We start from the raw sequence: 20,067 nt of genomic DNA on the forward strand, positions 1-20,067 counted from the left end.
ACCCGGCCTAAGTGCCGGGTTTTCCTTTCGACTTTAGTCTGTATCTGAAAGATCATGCATTAAGATCGATTAGATAACCCCTGCGAGTAATTTGATCGTCGGTATTTACGCCTACCTTGGCGAGACTCTTCGGCGCTGTAACAACTGTATCCATGTTACTGAGCGGATGAAGACGATCCGGCATATTACGGATGGTGAATTCGGATTGGGAGAATTGTTGGGCTGCTCGGTTATTACTTCCAGCCGCGTTGATTTCTTGTAACATAACTGCGAATCCTATTTTTACAAAATTTAGACTATTTAGGGAGTTCTGTAAAGAAATAAATTTTTACAGAGCCTCGCCTTCCCAGCGAGGGTAGACCATCTCGTCTTCCTCTTCCGGGATGGAAGAACCTGCCTCATCCTCGAGTAATGTGAATCCCTTCGGCTCTCCAATGAATTCAGGAAAATATTCGAAGAATAATTTGGCTGCGATAATCCTTTTAGCAGCCGGATAATTCTGTTTGAATGTATCCGAGAAGTCCAACTCGGGTAATTGATGAAATTGGATCCTGTCTTCAAAATTAATAAAGTCCTGCTTGGTGAAACCGACGTTTCTGGAGACAATCTCGTCCTTGAGTAAGATCCAATCCAATTTGAATCTCATTCGATATCCTTGGAATGCGGAAGATCGTTGGATCAGATTTACGATTCTCATCAAAGGATATTCCATATTGTAATAAGGTGTAAGATATATCATTAGATATCTTTGGGAAAAACCTAGAGGTTCCCAAACATTTTCTGGAGAAATATTATGATCACCGTCGAATCTTAACTCTTCTAACATAGAGTGAAGCTCCGGAGCGTTCTTTTTTTCGGTATAAAATTCCTGGATGGCGACCTCTCCGAATTCTCCGTAATAGAGCCATTTGTATAGATCTTGGATCTCTGCCAAGGGATGGGCCTGCAAAAATCTATTGAGACTCTCGATCTTCTCTTCCCTGGTACGGTTTTCGTCTATCTCCTTATGAATCATAAAAACCTTAAGGAAGATTTTTAAATCCGGTTGCTTCCGAATTCAAGCTTAAAACCGGCCTTTGGAAATTTTAGAAAAAGTTTATTCTTGGTCTTTGGAATATTTTTCTTTGTCCGAAGCGAATTCTTGTCCTTTGAGCAAACGGATCAGATTGGTCCTATGAAGTACTAAGATCGTGAAACTAATACAGACGATCGCCCAAAAGATAGGCGTATTATAACTTTTTCCGTCTATAAGAGAAAGTAGATAGTAGGAAATAGGCAAAGTGATCGCTCCCCCTATGGAACCGATGGACACAAAACCGAAGATCTTTTTTAGAATTAAAAATACGATCAACGTAATGAGGATCGGACCGGGAGAAAGCACTGCAAATACTCCGAAGCTGGTCGCCACGCCCTTCCCTCCTTTAAATTTTAAAAAAGGAGAAAACATATGACCAAGGACCGCAGCCACTCCGCAAAAAAGGGAAAGGTATTCTTGGGAATCTTCGTATAAAAATCGTATCGCAAGAGGAAAAACGGCACCTTTTGCAATATCTAAAAGTAAAACGGGGAGTCCTATTTTCCAACCTAGCAAACGGGTAACGTTTGTGGCACCTATATTCCCGCTTCCTTTTTGTCTGATGTCTATTCCTTTCAACTTTGCGGCTAAAAACCCAAAAGGAACGGAACCTAAAAGAAAAGACGCAGGTAAGAAGAATAGATACAGTTCGTTCATTTCCGATCAGACCTCAATTCCAAACGGATCGGGATTCCCTTTAAATTATACTTTTCGGTCAGCTTCTTCTTAATGAATGTCAATAGATTGGATTTAAAATAATCCACATGGTTCACAAATAAGATCAAATGAAACGGAGAAACGGATACTTGGGTACAATACAACATCTTAGGAGGTTTGTTCGCGGAGAAAGACCTACCGGCTTCCGCCATCCATGCTCTGAGTGATTGGTTCAGTTCCGAGGTGGAGATCTTTTTCTTAGAACGGGATGCCAGATCGATGGTCATCTCCATCATCTTATGGATCCGCTGTTTTTCCTTAGCGCTTAAAGTGATGATCTGAATTTCTTTTAAAAGAGGAAACCTCGAATACAAACGTTCTTGGTAATTTTTAAAGGAATCGTTATCCTTATCTTCGATAGCATCCCATTTATTTACCGCGAGTAAAAAAGGTTTCCCTTCTTCTTGGAGCATTCCTACGATCTTTTTGTCGAATTCTCCGAAACCTTTGAGCGCGTCCAAAAGATGAATGACCACATCGGAATTCTGGATGGTTCTTTTAGTCCGTTGGTAAGAATAAAATTCCAAGGCTTCTGCCTTATCCGATTTTCTGCGGATCCCTGCAGTGTCCGTGATACGGATCTTTTTGCCTTCGAACGTGACTGTTGTATCGACGGAGTCTCTGGTTGTTCCCGCAACTTCACTCACAACCGCTCTATCATATCCGCAAAGTGCATTTAATAAACTGGATTTTCCAGCGTTCGGTTTTCCTACGATCGCAAGACTGAAGTCTTCAGTAGCCCCAGAGGAAATTTCCCCTTCTTCTGTGGTTTGGACTTTTCTTTTTGCGGTCGGCAGTAAGAATGCTATCTTTTCTAATAGAAGAGGAAGGTTCCTTCTTCCTATCGCAGAAATCGGGAGGATTTCCGACAGACCCATCTTATAAAAAGAATCCAGGTCTTCTTCATCTTCCGGATGATCCACTTTGTTTACACAATATAAAACGGGGATCTGATTTAACTCCGGATCCTTTCTGAATTTATCAATGAGTCTGGAATCGTACGAAGTAACCTCGTGTAGATCCAAAAGAAAAACTACCAGATCGGATTCTGCGACTTGCCGGAAAGCATTTTCGAGAACCGCTTCTTCCAGACTTTCAGGCCTTTCTATATCCAAACCGGGTGTATCGCATAAGACGAAGTCCAGGCCCTTCTCCGGATTTAAAACACGAGCACGAAGAACATCACGCGTCACACCAGGATAATCCTCGGTAATCGCTAATTTCTTTTTCAGAAGTGCGTTGAATAAAGTGGACTTACCAACATTCTGGCGTCCTACGATACTTATAATCGGAACTCTTTTTTTAGAGGACATTTAAGAGTAATTCTTGGCCTTCATCGCTCTCGCGATTTCCAGTTTTGCGTCGCTTTTTTTCATATCTTCCCGTTTATCGTAGAGTTTTTTAGGTTTTGCTAATGCTAACTCCACCTTGGCCCAACGGTTATCCTTAAAATAAACTTTAGTAGCGACGAGCACCAATCCCTTTTCTTTGATCTGTTTATCTAACTTATCTATCTCTTTTCTATTCAAAAGAAGTTTGCGAGGACGGATATCCGGATGATTTGCATATCCTCCGTTCTTGTATGGAGTGATGGAAAAACCATCTAGGTAAACTTCTCCGTTTTTTATTTTTGCAAACGCATCGGTAAGGTTTGCTTTTTTTTCTCGGAGACTTTTGACTTCGGATCCGGACAAGACGATACCCGCTTCGATGAATGAGATCAATTCGAAGTTGAACTTGGCCTTTTTATTGACCAGAGGTTGAGGGCTATTGTCTTTTTCTTTTTTCGTTGCCATAGTTCCCAGGAGCGGGAATTCCCCGCGCTTACCGCTATCGGGAAGAATGGTGAGTGAGGATCAATCTTCCCAGTTCTGCTCCGATTAAATTCGGCATATTATAAAAGTTTTCGGAAGTGATTTGGATGGAATCCGGAAATAAATGCTCTGCAATATATCTGCGTCCCAATCCCACACCCAAAAACACGTAATTTTTATTCGAATGTTTTAGGATCTCGGCTTTTAGACGTTTATTATCCCGGGATTGGATCTCTTGCTCGATCTCCGTTTTACCCCTTTGTCCCCTAAAGTCCGAAATCATTACCAGTATTTTCGTCTGTGCCTCCGGGGAAAAGTAGGATTCTATCTGTTCTAAGAGCTGGTATTCCTCAATCGAGTCCCCTTGCCAGTCGGAACGGAGGGAATCGAACATCTCCTCCTCCTTTTTAGAATCAAAGTATTCGTCCATTCGTTTCACCTGGACGAGATCGATCCTGTCTTTTCGGTTCATTCTATCCGAATAAGCCGTTACGGAGAAGTTTACGTCATGTTCATCCAGGATATGAGCGCTAGAGAGCATAGCGGATAATGTGGCGACGGAATATTCGAAGTTGAAGATCCTACGCGACTTGGAAACGAGAAAGGCCACTTCTACACCTTTTAGTTTTTCCTCGTCCTTATCGATCGTGGTCTTATCAAATACCTTAGAGTCTCCTTTTCCGGAGAGAAAGGATATATATTTTCGAGTGTCGATTCGAGAACCTTCACTTCTATACATCCGATTGATGTCTATCGCCGGATCAAAAAGTCTTTCCAGGTTCAGTTCCACTTCTTCCAAACTACGCCCGAAAACTTCCTTAAATTCTTTGATGCTGGTTTGGATGGTGTATTCCCAAAGTATCCTACGTTTTGCTAAGAATGCTTTGTATAATTCTTCCGTGCGATACCCCCAGGCTCCGCCTCCGCCTGCAGGTTCTCCTTGGCCCATATTCCCTCTGGTCTCTTGTCCGTACCAAGCGTCGGGCCCTTCTTTTCTTTGGCCGCCGGTTTCAGGAGTATTGATCTCCAGGCCTTCTCTTAATTCCCTTCCGGAGTTTTTGAGTTCCGCCTTTCCTGTTAGAGGCTCTCTTTTATGTAGTTCCGGATCCCACCAACGTTTCTTTTCGATTTCCGTAGAAGGGGTCAGAGTTTTTTTTTTCTTATCTTCCAAAGTTTGGAAGAAGTCCGATACGATCTCGATCCCTGATAAGGAGAATTCTAAAATTCTCTCCAATTCTTTTCTTTCTCCAGGATCGGAGACTTGGTTAGAGTAAGCGATCTTTCCGCCTCTAAAAGCAATCTCGCGCAGGCCCTCTTTTCCAAGAGACTCTTCCGCATAACGCAGTATATGATCTTTCCATTGCAGAAGATTAGAAAGTCCGAATGTATAAGGCATCAAATTCGCGGAACCGATCGTTCTCTTTTTGGAAAGATCCTTAATTTTAATATGGAACTCCGCCATTTTAGAGACAAGGTCTCCTTCAGGAAGATAGAAGTTTAGGATCTCTTGTAATGTCGCATTGTCTTCTAATTCTGGAAACAAAACGGAAGTAAACCTGTTACGAAAGGCTCTGGAAATGGTAGGTGTAGACTTGGTCTTTCTGAATAATTTCAGCGCGAATATGCGGGAATCCTCCTTCAAAGAAAGGGGTTTTTCTTCCGAACTTTCCGGAGGAAGAACGAGAGCCCTTGCATCATCCGTAAGCATATTCAATTTTTCGACTAGTTCGGCGCCAGCTGCTTCCAGGTTGGTGATGAGAATATTCCCACCTTCTCTAATTCCTTTGGTAAGTGGGCCGTCCACCCAACCTACTTGGGAACCGGCGATCGGTTTTAAAGCCCCTATAATATCCGCAGTATGGATCCCTTTACAAAGATGTACCGCTTCTAGAGGAACGCCGCTGATCTCTGTAAACAAAGGTAGAATGAGCTGAGGATCTTGTTCTTCGGAATATTCGATCAGAACATTTTCCTTAAATTGGACTGCTGAGTAGACCTTCTCCGCAAACTCTCTTAGCTTTAAAGGCATCGGAACCGAAGATAGAATTTCTTTTGCGGTTTTTTCGTTGGTAACATGGATCTCCTTATCGTTACAAAATAAGGAACTCTTATGCACTTCGAACTTAGGCTCCGGAAGATTCGGTTTGGATTTTAATCCGGTTTCTTTGAGCAGAAGTTCTATTTGGGAATTTCTATCTTCTTCCTTGCGGAAAGGTTCCACGTAAAAATTCCAAAGTTCTCTGAATCTAAGCTCGGGCTGATCCGCCTTTAAAGCCAGGATACGATTACAAAGTTTTTTTAGATTTCTGATATTGAAGTGATATTTTTCTAGATCACCTTTTCCTAATGTACCGGAGATCACTTTGGATTCGGTCTCCAAGGAAATACGGATACAGGATTTCAAAATATCGGTGTTCATGTTCGGATATAATTTTCCCAAAATGAACAGGATCTCGTCGGGAGTATGAGGATCTATGAATACTGTGGAATAATATCTGGTGATATCGAAAGGAAGCGGTTTACGTCCCTCGAATCCTTCCGAAGGATTTTGGGTTCCTATAAAATTAAAACCATCCGCCCCGTGAATGCGTGATCCGTCTCCTTCGATCAGTTCCAGATAATTGGATTCGTACACTGTGGAAAAACGTTTGATGATATGAGGTGGACAGAGGTTCATCTCATCCGCCACAAAACTTGCGCCACTTCTGACAGCGGAAGTTAAAGGCCCGTCTCCCCAAGCGAATCCTTTTCCGTCCAATAGCAAACGATAAGAACCGATCAGATCTTCGGGAAGAGTGTCCTCGTTAAAGCTGAATCTTGCAGTCGGATGATTTCTCTTGAAGTTGATATAATAGATAAGTGCGTTTTTACCGACCCCGGCATCTCCAACAAGAAGCACAGGACGAGATTCCAGAAGAGGATACAGAATGTTTTGCAAATTCCGGATCGTGGAATCCGTTTCCACCAGATCGGAACCTAAAGAGCCGGAGTTATTTCCTAATTTAGACTTAGGTACTTTGATGCCGGCGATTGAAATTGTATCCATGTCCCCAAGATCCGGAAAGTGGAATTCCGAGGCAATCTCATTTCGTTATTTCTGAGAACGATTGGTTGGGAACTCCAACTGATTCACACGGAGACCACTAAGGAATTTCGCACAGAGGCCACGGAGTTTGAAAGAGACTCAGAGTTAGGTTCACACAGAGACACAAAGGCGCGGAGAGGAGTGATGTTGGAGTTCCCACGACAATCCCCCAAACTTATCCTATTCTCTGTGCGCTCTGTGACTCTGTGTGCCAGTATCTTAGTGTCTCATTCTTCTCTGTGTTCTCCGTGGCCTCTGTGCGAAAAAATTCTACTCACAAACTCAATTTCCGTTTGTTCATCAAACGGCTTCTACATTAGCGTATTTATATGAGCCAGAGTACCCTTGATTACGTACTAGCGCAAAGAATCCAAGGTTTGGATTCCTCAGCCATCCGAAAAGCATTCGAACTTGCCGGGACATTAAAAGACCCGATCAACCTTTCCATCGGACAACCTCATTTTCCCTGTCCTCCGAATATTATAGAAGCCGGGGTCAAAGCTCTACGTGACGGAAAAACCGCTTATACATTAACGGCAGGAATTCCGGAACTAAAAGAAGCTCTTTCCCAGAAATACAAACAGGAAAATCAGATCGATTACGCAAGTCCCGATCGGATCTTAGTCACTTCCGGGATCAGCTCCGCGTTTTTATTACTATTCAATTCACTTCTGAACGAAGGAGATGAGTGTCTAGTCGTTACTCCTCACTTCTTGATGTATCCTGCTTATATCAAAATTTACGGCGGAAAGATGCATACCGTTTCCGAAGATTTCCAACCGGAAGACCTGAACGCATTCAAGGATAAGAAGTTGAAGATCATCATTTTCTCCACTCCTTCCAATCCGACCGGAACAGTTTTAACTAAAAAACAACTAGCTGCACTTGCAGAACTCGCGGAAAGAACGGGAGCCTATCTCATCTCCGACGAGATCTACGAGAAGTTCGACTACGATAAATCATTCTTATCCGTCGGGTCTTTTTATGAAAGAGCGATCACTCTTTCCGGATTTTCCAAAACCTATAGTATGACCGGACTTAGACTCGCATCCATAGTCGCTCCTGCTCCTATTATAAAAACATTAACCACTTTGCAACAATACACTTTGGTTTGTGCACCTTCCGTCACCCAATGGATGGGAATTGAGGCGCTCAAAACGGAAATGCAACCTTATATCGACGATTATAAGGAAAAAAGGGATTATGTTTACGAAAATCTAAAAGACCATTACCAACTGAAAAAAAGCGGGGGTGCGTTCTACTTCTTCTTAAAAATAAAGGAGAAGGACGACGATTTTATCGTACGAGCGGTAAAGGAAAAAAGCCTGATCCTCGTGCCCGGTTATATATTTGTAGATTCCAAAGAATATATCCGTATCAGTTTTGCTTCCGAATGGGAGAATCTGAAACGAGGTATAACCGCCCTAAAAGAATTGGCTTCTTAAGAGAATATTTTGGCGGAGTACTATAACGAATTCCCAAGTTTACTCTTCTTTATATGGATAGGAGGCGTATTAGTCTCCTTTTCTATGGGAAGTTTTTATTCTACCCTGGCTTATAGGATCCTCAGATTTTATTATGGAAAAGAAAGAAAAATCGGCTCCAAACTTTTTAGACTTAAAAAGATCCTAATAGAACCTTCTGCCTGCGAGTCTTGCGGGACAAAGATCAAAGGAGCCGCTATCATTCCGGTATTCGGATATTGGATCTCCAAAAAAGAATGTAGTAACTGCAAGGCCCCGATCAATCCTCTATACTCTCTTGCGGAGGCGGTATTCGGATTATTATTCGTAGTTTCTTTTCTCTTTTCCGGAAAATTACTCGGAAGTTTTACATTCGTAGCCTTATGCGGACATTTGCTCATAGCGGCAAGTACCGACTTTAAAAAATTTTCCTTAGATTATGAAAATTTGCCCTTCATTCTTCTGTTTGGAACCTTAGCAAATTATCTACTATTCGATTCTGTTCCTGGCAAAACCGAATTAATCGTGTATGTTTCTTTCTCCGCCGTATTCTTTTTAGTGTATTTTATCTTTCCTACAGGAATGGGATTTGCGGACGCAATATTCGCGCCTGCATTCGCATTCTTATGCACCCATCCTTGGTGGATTTTTTTCTTAAACTCTTCTTACGGGATTGCGATCATAGTAACGGTACTAAAAAGAAAAAAAGGAGAGACCTTAAGGCAAGTCCCGATCCCGATGGGTGTATATTTTTCGATCGGACTAGCATTGACATTTCTGGCTAGAATGTTTTCAAATTCGGGTTTACTTCCCAACTGGGCGGATCTCATTCTATAGCAGTATGCAAAATAAGATCTCCGATATTCGAAACGAATATAGCAAAGCTTCTCTGGACGAAAAAGATATAGCAGATTCTCCCATCGATTTTTTTAAAACTTGGTTCGACCAAGCGGTCCGTTCCGAAGTCAGAGAGCCGACCGCAATGACTTTAGCGACTGTCCGAAAAGACGGAATGCCCGATGCAAGGATCGTTCTACTCAAAGGGATCGAAAAAGAGGGCTTCCAGTTTTATACCAATTATGCTAGCGCCAAAGGAAAAGAATTGGATTTTAATCCCAATGCTTGCCTTGTTTTTTTCTGGGCTGAATTAGAAAGACAGGTCCGTATCAGAGGAAAAATCTCCAAGGTTTCCAGGCAAAATTCGGAAGAATATTTCCACTCTAGACCTTTCGCAAGCCAAATCGGCGCACTTGCTTCTTCTCAAAGCGATCCGATAGATGACAGATCTATTTTAGATAAACATTATGAAGAACTAAAACTAAAATACGAAGGAAAAACAGTTCCCCTGCCTGAAAACTGGGGGGGATATATATTGGAAGCTTCTGAAATGGAATTTTGGCAAGGGCGAAGAAGTCGCCTACATGATCGGGTCTTATTCCGAAAAGTAGGCGCCGCTTGGACAAAAACCAGACTACAACCTTAGTTTAGTCCGAGTAGATGCCCCATTCTCATTTTTTTAGTGAATAAATAATGGTGATTATTCCCCGTAGGTTTGATCTCGATAGGGATACGATCCGTAACTTCCAGACCGTAACCTTCCAAACCCACGATCTTACGAGGATTGTTGGTTAGAAGTTTCATCTTACCGACACCAATGTCTTTCAAGATCTGAGCGCCCACTCCGTATTCTCGGAGATCGGGAGCAAACCCCAATTTCTCGTTTGCCTCTACAGTATCCAAACCTTGGTCCTGCATATTATAAGCCTTGAGCTTATTGATAAGACCGATCCCTCTACCCTCTTGTCTCATATAAAGAAGGATCCCCTTCCCTTCCTGAGCGATCATAGATAGAGCGGAATGGAGCTGAGGTCCACAATCGCAACGTCCGCTTCCAAAAATATCCCCGGTAAAACACTCGGAATGTACACGGACCATTACAGGTTCGTCTTTATCAATTTTACCTTTTACTAATGCAACATGGACCTTATCGTCTATGATGGTAGAATATGCTCTGACGGAAAAATCCCCATACTCGGTAGGAAGAGTTGTCTCCACTTCCAGATGGATTAAATTTTCCTTTTTCCTTCTGTAACGGATCAGATCCTCGATGGTGTAAATATTTAGTCCGTGTTTCTCTGCGAATTTTTCCAGATCAGGAAGACGAGACATGGTTCCGTCATCGTTCATAATCTCGCAAATCACCGCGGCAGGATAAAGTCCCGCAAGTTTTGACAGATCCACCGAAGCCTCGGTATGACCCGCTCTTCTGAGCACTCCTCCGGAAACGGCCTGTAAAGGAAATAAATGACCGGGTTTCATCAGGTCGCCCGGAGTAGTATTCGGATCAATCAGGACTTGGATGGTAGTAGCTCTATCCTGGGCGGAAATCCCGGTAGTAGTCCCGTGTTTTGCATCGACGGAAACGGTAAATGCAGTCCCGTGTTTGTCACCTAAACTTAGGTCGTCCACCATTCTGTTCAGGCCGAGTTGCCTGAGTCTGTCCCCCTCCATCGGAAAACAGATGAGCCCCCGTCCGTAGGTGGCCATAAAATTCACCTTTTCTTTGTCGGTGAATTGGGCGGCACAAACCAGATCCCCCTCGTTTTCCCTATCTTCGGAATCAACGAGAATGATCATCTTCCCCGCTTTTATATCTTCGATTGCCTGTTCAATGGAGCCGATCATGATTCCACCTCATCTCTTGGACTGTTTTTTTTCCATGATAAATCCGGGCCAACTCGGAAAAGTGAGACTGATAGTTGGTAAATCGAACCAAGAATACCTGTCGGGGAATAAACTTCCGACCCTCTAATTTCGCACAGAGGTCACTGAGGGGGAAATCGGAAAGTTCTCGATGTAGGAGTTCCTACAACTCTTTCTCTCCGTGCACTCTGTGTTCTCCGTGCGAACCCCTTAGCTGTATTTTCCGAGTTGCTCTAAGTATCTCGCAATCAGGTCTACTTCTAAGTTTACCTTGGCTCCGACTTTCCAGGCTTCGGAGGCGTTTGTGACATGTAGAGTTTCGGGGATTAAAACTAATTCGAATTCTCCCGGCTTGGAATCCACAATAGTGAGAGAGATCCCGTCCACAGTTACACTACCACGGACCGCAAAATATTTGGTGAATGAAGGATCGTGAGAAATTACAAACCTTCTTACATTGCCTGAATCTTTTTCCTCGGAAAGTAGAATCGTCCCCGTTAAATCCACATGGCCGGTCACGAAATGACCTCCCATTCTTGTATGGGGTTGGACTGACCTTTCTAAATTGATCTTTGTCCCGACTTGAAAACTTCCGAAATTGGTAAGTTCCAAAGTTTTGTAAGAAGAATAGAATTCGAATTTGTTCCCATTCTCTTGGAAAGAAGTTACGGTATGACATGCTCCGTTGACCGAAATAGAATCCCCATTTTTTAGGTCAGGATCTTTCCAAACGGTGGCTACTTTAAAAATTTTACCGTCACCTGTGTCTTGGACGGATTCGATTCTTCCGGTACATTCTATCAGTCCTGTGAACATCTTCCCACCCCCCAAAGATCGGAACCGAGTTCGGTCTTCCATTCCATGGAAAATTTCCCTGTCCATTCCGGCAAGATTCCTTTTGGAAAAGAAACAGTATTCGATTGGATCTCTAAGATCGCATCATCATCGATAAGGGCGGGAGAAAAAAGTCTGTATAGAAAATTTCCCCCTTCTACAAGCGCTGTGTTGATCTCCCAAAAATATAAAACTTCAAAAATCCTGGAAACATCCGAGTAGTCGACCTTCTCCAAAGAAAACTTGGAAAGGGTTTCTAACTTGCCGACAAAACTTGCATCGTACGTTTTTTTCTCATCCATAAAGAAAGCGGCGTTCTTCTTTCCAATTCTATCGTTGATCCGATCTTGTTTTTCTAAAAAATTTTCACTGACGGAATTTTGTTCCGGCAAAAAGAAAACTCTTAGAGGTTGGTAATCCTTCTCTTTTTCTTTATGGATCTGGAAAATATCCGGATCGGTAGAATGTTCCAAAACCGCTGCGACCAATCCGGAAAATCCTTTGTAGGAGTTCCTACCGAAGCTTTGATCCGCAGCGGCATTTAGGTTAGTATTTACATTTTGATGAATACCGGAATTTTCGGGCCCATACAAAATTTTCGGCGCGAGCTGCGGTAAAGCAGAAGGTATTCTAAAATCCAAACCCGGTTCATCCACTTTTACAGTATTCGGCCCGACCAAGATCGCATCCACCTTAGCTCGGATCATAGAGAGAAATATATCCGACTCAAGCGAGGAAATTTTCTCCCGGAGCCCTTCTCCTGAACTGAAATAACCTTCCTTGCTGAGAGAAGTTTTTAGCAATAGAGCCGGTCTTTTTCTTTCTATCCTAGACTTAAACCCGAATAAAAATCCGGAAGCAATTTCGGCTAACTCAGGATTTTCGAAAACTTGGATACCTATTTCTGCGAGTTTATTCAAACCGGAATGGGTAGAAACCAAAGGATTCGGATCCTTCCATCCGTATTCCAAACGAACCGGTTTTTCTTCTAAGAATAGATCGATACAAGGAGGGGTTTTACCGTAATGAGAACAGGGTTCTAAGGTCACATACGCATTATGAGAAGGTTTTTTTCCGTTTGGGAATTTTTCCCGAAACAGACGATAGGCTTCTCTTTCAGCGTGATTCTGTCCTGTTTTTTGTGTGGAAGCGGAAGCTAAGATCTCTCCGGTGTTGGCATCCTCCAAAACGCATGCCACCGGAGGATTCGGACTGGAATATCCGGTGGAGACAAAGGAATAACGGATCAGTTCCTCCCGAATTTTTTCCGGGAGGAAAGAGTTCAAGAGCGTTTCCACCTCTTGTACAACGAATCGTAGATGTCAACGAGAGGTGCTGCGATAAACACCGAGGAGAATGTTCCAAGGATGATCCCGAAGGTAAGAACATAAGCAAAGTCATACAACTCCACAGCTCCCCCGATGATAATCGCAACCACGGAGATCAATGTAGCCACGGAAGTATTAAAGGTCCTCGCAAGAGTTTGGTTAATCGAAATATTGATCACTCGGGAGAAAGTATCTCTCAAATTTCCGGCATTTTCGCGGATCCTATCGAATACCACGATCGTATCATTGATCGAATAACCTAATAAGGTAAGAAGCGCCGCAATGATAGGAACGCTAGGTTTGATCTGGAAAAATCCGATAAACGCGATCGTAATCACTAAGTCGTGAATGAGAGCCAAAATCGCACCCAAGGCAAACTTGAATTGGAAACGGAAACTCAAATACAACATGATAAAGAAAAGAGTTAAACTTAATAGAGAAACCCCTGTGGAAGTCAACTCGGCTCCTACTACGGAACCGACTTGATTCGCGGAGAGGATTTTCTTTTTTTCTAATTTAAAGTCTTCTTGTAAAAGTCCGATCAAAGCATCGATCGCGGATGCTTGTTTTGCTTCTATACTGTCTTTCCCTTTTCTTTCGTTATAAAGTTCTTTGATCTGATCTACGGAACCAAGGCCAATATCGATCTGGTAATCGTTCTTTTCCTTATCCATTAGGACCAAAACAGCTTCCAATTTTTTTGAGGAGAAATACTCCTCCAAATTTTTACGTTCCACATTTTCAGGAAACTCTACAACGGCTCTTAAACCGCCGTCAAAATCCAAAGAAGTAGCGAATCCGCCGTATTTTCCGAAAGTAACTCCGAATCCGACTATCATCAGAATAGCAGAGAAAGTAATGGATACGTATTTATATTTTATAAAATCAAACATTTTTGGACTCCAAAGTTCTGAATCCGATCCGGAGATTACGAACTCCGAATTTGTTTACTAATAAATCCATGATCATTCTACTCAAGAACAAGGATGTGAACAAAGAGGTTACGATACCCCAGCAAAGAGTGATCGCAAATCCTTTGATCGGTCCGTTCCCTAGTTTGATCATCAAGATCCCGGAGATCAAAGTGGTTACGTTACTGTCCATGATCGTCCAGAAAGCGTTCTCAAAACCTTGGGCAACCGCGGCCGAAACATGTTTTCCGGATGCCAATTCTTCTTTGATCCTTTCATAAATAATCACGTTCGCGTCCACCGCCATACCCACAGTTAGGATGATCCCTGCAAAACCGGGCAAGGTCAAAGTGAATCCCATCAGTGAAAGTAGAGCCATAAGTATGATAACGTTCACAAGAAGCGCGATATCCGCAACCAAACCGGACAATCTGTAGATGACCAGCATGAACACGATCACAAGAGCAAATCCTAAAAGGACCGCTTTTAATCCTACTTCGATGGATTCGATCCCTAAGGTAGGACCGATAAATCTCATCTCTAAAACGTTTAATGGGATCGGAAGCGCTCCCTCACTGATCACATTTGCGAGATCCGTGGCTTCTTTTTGTCCGAATTCTCCGTCTATCTGAGCGTTACCGCCAGCGATCGGACTACGAATTACAGGATCTGAAATGACCTTGTCCCCCCAAACGATCGCAAGTTGTCTTCCTACGTTTTTAGAAGTGATATCAAAAAACTTTTCCGCACCTTGAGAAGTTAAGGAGAAGGAAACGTAATACGAAAGTCTGTTCTGGTCGTAACTCTCTCGAGCATTTCTCATGTCCTTTCCGTCTAGGGAAATCGCTCTTTCCAAAACCACAAATTCTCTAGGAAGAAGGGATGCCTTAGGATTATTCGCTCTGGACCATTTTACGTACAGTTTATATTTTTCAGGAATATTATACTTCTTCTCCATAGCTACCAGGAATCTGTCCTGCTCGTCTCTTCCTAGTTTCTGTTTTACGATATTCTGGAATTTTACGATCTCGGTTTCTTCCCTTTTTCCCTGGCTCATGAGTTTCATTTCTTCAAACTCAATGGCATCGTGGTACGTACCTCTGGAATTCGGATTATTAGGATCGGAAGGCTCTCTCAATCGGTATTCTACGGTTTCAGTGTTTCGGATAATGTCTAAGATCTGAGAAGAGTTGCTTACTCCCGGTAAAGAAACCTCGATTGAATCTTGGTCCTTTTGGATACGCACCTGAGGTTCGGTCAGGTTTTGGTTGGTTAACCGATTGTCTATGATCAGTTTTGCTTTTTCCAACTCTGCCAGTTTTCTGCTAGGAGTTAATTCGAAATAACTTTCAATCTCCTGCAGTTTGTCCTGAGCTTCTTTTCTTTCTTTTTCGGAAAGACCAGGATCGTCTTTTTTACGAGTAAGTTCTTCGATCTCTTTCGAATAAGAATCTTTTAATTTGGAAGTATAATCGTCGAAATCACCTTTCAGAACGACTCTCATTCCACCTTGTAAATCCAATCCTAAACGGATCGCAAGCGGTCTTCCGCCGAAAATATATTCTTCTACCCAAGTAGGCCTAAGTTTGTTCTTAGGTTCTAAGATCAATTCTTGGTTTTCCTGGGAAAGCTGGTTGATCTTTGCGGAAGTGATAAATCTTCCTTTGACTAAATAATAATCCTGCTCCGGAAATACGCTTGAATCAGGCTCGATCTGCCATGCGCCTTGCGGGTTATAATCGGCTTTCCATCTTTCCGCAAAATTGGAAAGTAATTCTTTGCGGGTATTTTCCGGTAATTGTTTAAATTCTTTTCTTACTGCTAGTTCCAACTCCCTTTCGGCGAAGTTCGGGTAAAGAAGCGTCAATGACGCTGCCACTACCAATATTGGAACGAAAATCCATTGGACAGATTTCAAATTCGGACTCCTAGTCTCTTCTCACTTTGTTGATGGTCACCGGGGAACGCCGAGTGACGCGTGCGCCTTTGGCTCTGAATTGGTATAAAGCAAAAGCAAGTATAATGGCGATGATGATGATCGCTTTTTTATGTTCCGAGAAAAATCCGGCTATAGCTCCCTGCTCTTTTTGTTCCGCAGCCTTTTTTTTCTCTTCTTCTTTTTTCTTATCGTCTCCGAGTTTTAGGATCTCTCCCAGCTTCTCACGGATAGAAATATCTTCCTTAGGTAAAGAAGAAACGTTTGCGTTATATCCCGGAAGATTTCTCGGACTTAAAGTTGTTTCTTCATTGAGCCAGTACGGCTTTTGGATCTCCGCGGAAACTTCCGGATTAGAAACTTCTTTGTTTAAATTTCTCTCGGTGGTCTCGTTCGGTCCGTTGGGATCCCCGGAATTTTTTCCCTGAGTCGGATCTTCCGGTGCGATTTCCGGATCTACTTTTTTCTTAGGCTCGGATTCTTTCTGCTCGGTCTCTTTGGACTCTACAGCCTTCTTCTTTTTGCCTGCATTCTTCTTTACTTTTTTCTTTCTAGAAGCTTTTGCAAGAGGAGTTTTTTTGGAAGAAGTGGTTGTCTTCTTAGGTTCGGAAACCTTATCCAAAAAATCGATTTCTTCTCCGTCCTGTCCGAAAATCGGAAAGGCCAAAGAGATGGAAAGAAGGAAGCATAGGATCTTATTCATGATACGCACCGGTTATACTGATACTATCGGAAAGACGGAAATTACGCCTCTTTCTCTTTTTCCTTCTTCCTTAAAATCGTGCTGGAATTGAAGGTAACATTGGTGTCTTTCGCGATTGCCAAAACCACTGACTCGTTATTATCCTTAAATTCCACGACCTTGCCATGAATCCCGGAAGAAGTGATAACCACGTCCCCTTTTTGTAGACCCTCGATCATCGCCTTTCTTTTCTTTTCCTCGTTTCTTTGAGGACGAATCACGATAAAATACAGGATGATAAATAGGATCGGGATAAATAATAGAGTATTAAATCCACCTCCCTGAGCTCCTGCCGGATCCGCTTGGGCTAATAAGAATACATTTTGAAAATTGCTAAGCATGTTGAAACCTGTGCTTCCTTTTTTGGTCCTTTTTGAGACCAGTATTTTCCTTTATTATCCCTTGGTAATTAAATTTTGAAAGAAGGCGCCCGTTTTTCCGGAAGCCAACTGTTCTAGTGCAATTTTGTATCCATCTAGGATAGATGGGGCCTTCCCCAAGGTAAAAAGCCCTGCTCCCGCATTTAAGGCGACCGCATGAGTGCCGGCAATCTTCTCCCCGGCTAGGATTTTTCGAGCCAAGGACTCCGCTTGGTCCGGGCCGCTCGTAAATACTTCCGCAGGATTTAGATCTTTTAGGCCTAGATCTTTCGGATCAAAGTCTTTTCGCGAGATAATTCCATCTTCCAATAGAGTATAGTCCGTTTTTTCGAAAATGGAAAATTCGTCCAAGCCGTCTCGGGAATGACATACTAAGGCCCTTCTCAAACCTAAACCTTGTAGAACCCGGATAAAAGTTTCCGTCAATTCGGGTTCGTACACTCCAATAATCTGGTATTGAGGTGAGAATGGATTACTTAAAGGCCCGATCATATTGAATAAGGTCCGAAACCCCAATTCTTTTCGGACCGGACCTGCAAACTTCATGGACGGATGCCACATCGGAGCGAATAAAAAAGCAAATCCGTTTTCTACTAAGTGGGTCTCCACTTCCTCTTGGGTCTTCTCCGTATTATAACCTAATCTTCCGAGTATATCGCTGGAACCGGTATGAGAAGAAACGGAACGATTTCCATGTTTTGCCACCTTGATCCCTAAAGAGGAAAGAGTGATTGCAGAAAGTGTGGAAATATTCACGGTTCCTTTTCCGTCTCCGCCTGTCCCACAAGTGTCCAGCATATCGAAAGGAAAAACGGTCTTCGGTTTAAGCGCGTTCCTGCGAAGCGCTAGACAAAAACCCAAGAGTTCGTCTACGGTTTCTCCCTTTGCTCTCATTGCGGTCAAAAAGGATGCAAGAAGGATCTCCGACACTTCTCCCTTCATTACGGAATTGATCGAAGTTTCCGCTTCCGAAACTGTAAGATTCTTTTTTTCCAGGACTTTGATGATAGCTTGTCTAATTTCCATTTTTACCGAATGCCCTCCGTATAGAGCTGTAACGGATCACTTCCCTGTTCGAGATCAAATAACGTATTCCGGAAAGTACAGTGATTAGAGTGGTCAAAAGCATTCCGAAATACGGAACAAATCCACCCAATCCGAAAACCAATTCGTTCCAGCCGGGCGCACCGTTTTCCTTCCAAACCTTCACGAATGCAACCGCGTTTTCGGAAGCGATCCCAAAAACGGTCATACCGGCAAGTTTGCCGCTTTGATAGACCTCGTTGATCAGTATTCTTTTATTCGAAGAAACTAATATGAAGAAGATCAAGATCAGAATAATCGCTCCCATCTGGAAGGCGGTTTTTACCTTTCCAAGCATGGTAGTCCGGATGGATTTACCCAAACGGATCGCAAGATATCGTAAAGTGGTAATAAGCATATCCCTTCCGATGATCAGGATAACCATCCATAGTTCGATTTGTTCATGCAGAAAAATGAATGTGGTAAAACAACCTACAACAATGATCTTATCCGCAAGAGGATCCAGGAACTTTCCGAACTCGGTCTCTTGTTTCCATTTTCTGGCCAGATAACCGTCTATAAAATCGGTGATCGATGCCAGAGAAAATAAGACCAAAGCGGCAATATGATACGCCTGTTCCTTCTGGTACAAAAACCAGATAAAAAAAGGAAGAGATGCGACTCTTAGTACGGTAAGAGTGTTGGGTAAGTTTATATTCGGATTCAAGATTCCAACCAAGTTCCCATCATGTCGTATTCGTAGAAGGATTCGATTTTCACTTTTCCGATCGTTCCCGGCTTCAAGGAAGGATCTTCCACATACACCACTTCGTCTATTTCGGGAGCGTCTTGTAAACGTCTGACGATTGTGGTGTTTCCTTCGAGTCCATCCACGATCGCAGTATACGTTTTTCCGATCCTAGATTCATGGATCTCTTGCAGGATTTTCAGATGAGCGTCTCGGATCAGATTGATCCTTTTGGCCTTCTCTTTATCGGAAACCGTTTGGGTTAGATCCGCACCTTTGGTTCCTTCTTGGGGAGAATAAGAGAATAAATTCAGTTTTTCCGGGCGAGTTTCTTCCACAAAACGTAAGATCTCATCCACATCTTCTCCGGTCTCTCCAGGAAAACCTAAAATGAAAGAAGTTCTGATCTCCAAGTCCGGTCTCACTTCTCTTGCAAGAGAATACAGATCCCTGAATTGGGAATATCCACCGCTTCTATTCATGTTTTTTAATACTCTTTCGGAAACATGTTGGAGAGGGGATTCCAGATAAGGAGCGATCTTTGGAGTTTCTCCCATAAGCCTCAGGATCTTTTCCGTCTTCTTGTCCGGATATAAATATAATAATCTTAATATTTCCAGGTTCTCAATATCCGAGACCGCTTTGATCATCTCCAGAAGTTTGTCCGAGTCCTTTCCGTAATAGACAGTATCTTGAGAAACAAGACAAATCTCTTTTGCTCCTGCCGCGATTGCTCTTTTGGTATCTTGGATGATATCAGCCAAAGGAGAATCCACGAATTTTCCACGAAGAGAAGGAATGATACAGAATGCACAACCTCTATTACATCCGTCGGAAACTTTTACATAAGCGTAAGGTTTGGAGTAATTTTCTATCTCGGGAGAAAGTTTCATTCTCTCAACGATATCCGAATTAAATTCGGTTTTTGCAGGAGAAGAGATTTCTCGGCGGAAAGCTTCTTTGATGATCTTTCCGGCTTGGGAATATTTTCCGGTCCCGAAAACCAGATCCACTTCCGGAATTTCTGCGGAGATATCCTTCGGATATCTTTCCGCAAAACATCCTACAACGACCAGTTTCTGGCCTTCTTGTTTTTTAGCTTGGGCAGCGCCCAAAATTGTTTGGATGGTTTCTTCCGTTGCCGAGCGAATAAAAGTACAGGTATTGATCAGATGGAAGTCGGACTCTTCCGGTTTTGTAGCCGGAAGAAAACCCTCCTCCAAAAGAGAATGGTGCATGCTCATGGAGTCCACGGTATTTTTGGGACATCCAAGAGTGGTGATGTAGAACTTTTTATCCAACCGAAGC

19 protein-coding genes are annotated in these 20,067 nt (G+C 42.8%); 3 read left to right on the top strand and 16 right to left on the bottom strand.

The genetic code is table 11. The annotated features are described in order from the left end of the window. Nucleotides 1–52 precede the first annotated feature (52 nt). The 6 genes from AB3N61_RS11070 to AB3N61_RS11095 all read right to left on the bottom strand — a co-directional run bounded on the left by AB3N61_RS11070 (nt 53) and on the right by AB3N61_RS11095 (nt 6,652). Nucleotides 53–265 carry a hypothetical protein gene (locus AB3N61_RS11070; protein ID WP_008592748.1) on the bottom strand — a complete coding sequence of 71 codons (213 nt, stop codon included), beginning with the start codon at nt 263–265 and terminating at the stop codon, nt 53–55. A 63-nt stretch (nt 266–328) separates the two neighbouring features. After that, nucleotides 329–1,015 carry a hypothetical protein gene (locus AB3N61_RS11075; RefSeq protein ID WP_367897591.1) on the bottom strand — a complete coding sequence of 229 codons (687 nt, stop codon included), beginning with the start codon at nt 1,013–1,015 and terminating at the stop codon, nt 329–331. Nucleotides 1,016–1,096: 81 nt separating this feature from the next. Continuing rightward, nucleotides 1,097–1,732 (bottom strand): glycerol-3-phosphate 1-O-acyltransferase PlsY, encoded by a 636-nt coding sequence (gene plsY, locus AB3N61_RS11080; RefSeq protein ID WP_367897592.1) that lies wholly within the window; start codon nt 1,730–1,732, stop codon nt 1,097–1,099. Continuing rightward, nucleotides 1,729–3,105: a ribosome biogenesis GTPase Der gene (gene der / locus AB3N61_RS11085; protein ID WP_367897593.1), complete on the bottom strand. Its 1,377-nt coding sequence runs from the start codon at nt 3,103–3,105 to the stop codon at nt 1,729–1,731. Before der ends, plsY begins: the two co-directional genes overlap by 4 nt. Continuing rightward, on the bottom strand, nt 3,106–3,588 hold the full coding sequence (gene smpB, locus AB3N61_RS11090) for an SsrA-binding protein (protein WP_020770603.1): 483 nt from the start codon (nt 3,586–3,588) through the stop codon (nt 3,106–3,108). Between the two features lie 34 nt (nt 3,589–3,622). After that, nucleotides 3,623–6,652: an AAA family ATPase gene (locus tag AB3N61_RS11095; RefSeq protein WP_367897594.1), complete on the bottom strand. Its 3,030-nt coding sequence runs from the start codon at nt 6,650–6,652 to the stop codon at nt 3,623–3,625. A gap of 368 nt (nt 6,653–7,020) precedes the next feature. On the opposite strand from AB3N61_RS11095, the gene AB3N61_RS11100 reads away from it, so the two are divergent. From AB3N61_RS11100 to pdxH, 3 genes are read left to right on the top strand one after another with little or no spacing between them, the layout of a single operon-like run. Then, nucleotides 7,021–8,136: a pyridoxal phosphate-dependent aminotransferase gene (locus tag AB3N61_RS11100; RefSeq protein ID WP_367897595.1), complete on the top strand. Its 1,116-nt coding sequence runs from the start codon at nt 7,021–7,023 to the stop codon at nt 8,134–8,136. Nucleotides 8,137–8,145: 9 nt separating this feature from the next. After that, the gene (locus AB3N61_RS11105) at nt 8,146–8,991 is read left to right on the top strand and encodes a prepilin peptidase (protein ID WP_367897596.1); all 846 of its coding nucleotides are present in this window, start codon (nt 8,146–8,148) and stop codon (nt 8,989–8,991) included. 4 nt (nt 8,992–8,995) lie between these two features. Then, nucleotides 8,996–9,637, top strand: a complete 642-nt coding sequence (gene pdxH / locus AB3N61_RS11110) for a pyridoxamine 5'-phosphate oxidase (protein WP_020770805.1) — start codon at nt 8,996–8,998, stop codon at nt 9,635–9,637. Here the strand turns inward: pdxH and AB3N61_RS11115 are convergent. From AB3N61_RS11115 to rimO, 10 genes are all read right to left on the bottom strand, one after another. Further along, the gene (locus tag AB3N61_RS11115) at nt 9,634–10,839 is read right to left on the bottom strand and encodes a bifunctional 3,4-dihydroxy-2-butanone-4-phosphate synthase/GTP cyclohydrolase II (RefSeq protein WP_020770886.1); all 1,206 of its coding nucleotides are present in this window, start codon (nt 10,837–10,839) and stop codon (nt 9,634–9,636) included. The two genes, pdxH and AB3N61_RS11115, sit on opposite strands and share 4 nt — an antisense overlap. A gap of 228 nt (nt 10,840–11,067) precedes the next feature. Then, nucleotides 11,068–11,673, bottom strand: coding sequence for a riboflavin synthase (locus AB3N61_RS11120; protein ID WP_020770716.1), 606 nt, complete (start codon nt 11,671–11,673; stop codon nt 11,068–11,070). After that, nucleotides 11,658–12,977 (bottom strand): bifunctional diaminohydroxyphosphoribosylaminopyrimidine deaminase/5-amino-6-(5-phosphoribosylamino)uracil reductase RibD, encoded by a 1,320-nt coding sequence (locus tag AB3N61_RS11125; protein ID WP_367897597.1) that lies wholly within the window; start codon nt 12,975–12,977, stop codon nt 11,658–11,660. Before AB3N61_RS11125 ends, AB3N61_RS11120 begins: the two co-directional genes overlap by 16 nt. After that, the gene (secF, locus tag AB3N61_RS11130) at nt 12,974–13,912 is read right to left on the bottom strand and encodes a protein translocase subunit SecF (protein ID WP_020770734.1); all 939 of its coding nucleotides are present in this window, start codon (nt 13,910–13,912) and stop codon (nt 12,974–12,976) included. The genes AB3N61_RS11125 and secF overlap by 4 nt, the downstream gene beginning before the upstream one ends. Further along, nucleotides 13,905–15,848: a protein translocase subunit SecD gene (gene secD, locus AB3N61_RS11135; RefSeq protein WP_367897598.1), complete on the bottom strand. Its 1,944-nt coding sequence runs from the start codon at nt 15,846–15,848 to the stop codon at nt 13,905–13,907. Before secD ends, secF begins: the two co-directional genes overlap by 8 nt. 10 nt (nt 15,849–15,858) lie before the next feature. Then, nucleotides 15,859–16,569: an SRP-less Sec system protein gene (locus tag AB3N61_RS11140; RefSeq protein WP_020770643.1), complete on the bottom strand. Its 711-nt coding sequence runs from the start codon at nt 16,567–16,569 to the stop codon at nt 15,859–15,861. Nucleotides 16,570–16,610: 41 nt separating this feature from the next. Further along, nucleotides 16,611–16,949 (bottom strand): preprotein translocase subunit YajC, encoded by a 339-nt coding sequence (yajC, locus tag AB3N61_RS11145; protein WP_020770750.1) that lies wholly within the window; start codon nt 16,947–16,949, stop codon nt 16,611–16,613. A gap of 54 nt (nt 16,950–17,003) precedes the next feature. Then, on the bottom strand, nt 17,004–18,014 hold the full coding sequence (gene trpD / locus AB3N61_RS11150; protein ID WP_020770617.1) for an anthranilate phosphoribosyltransferase: 1,011 nt from the start codon (nt 18,012–18,014) through the stop codon (nt 17,004–17,006). Continuing rightward, nucleotides 18,004–18,738 (bottom strand): CDP-diacylglycerol--glycerol-3-phosphate 3-phosphatidyltransferase, encoded by a 735-nt coding sequence (gene pgsA / locus AB3N61_RS11155; RefSeq protein ID WP_020770675.1) that lies wholly within the window; start codon nt 18,736–18,738, stop codon nt 18,004–18,006. Before pgsA ends, trpD begins: the two co-directional genes overlap by 11 nt. Further along, nucleotides 18,735–20,060 (bottom strand): 30S ribosomal protein S12 methylthiotransferase RimO, encoded by a 1,326-nt coding sequence (rimO, locus tag AB3N61_RS11160; protein WP_367897599.1) that lies wholly within the window; start codon nt 20,058–20,060, stop codon nt 18,735–18,737. Before rimO ends, pgsA begins: the two co-directional genes overlap by 4 nt. Nucleotides 20,061–20,067: the final 7 nt, after the last annotated feature.

The organism is Leptospira sp. WS58.C1 (assembly GCF_040833995.1).
GTDB classification, from domain to species: Bacteria; Spirochaetota; Leptospiria; order Leptospirales; family Leptospiraceae; genus Leptospira_B; species Leptospira_B cinconiae.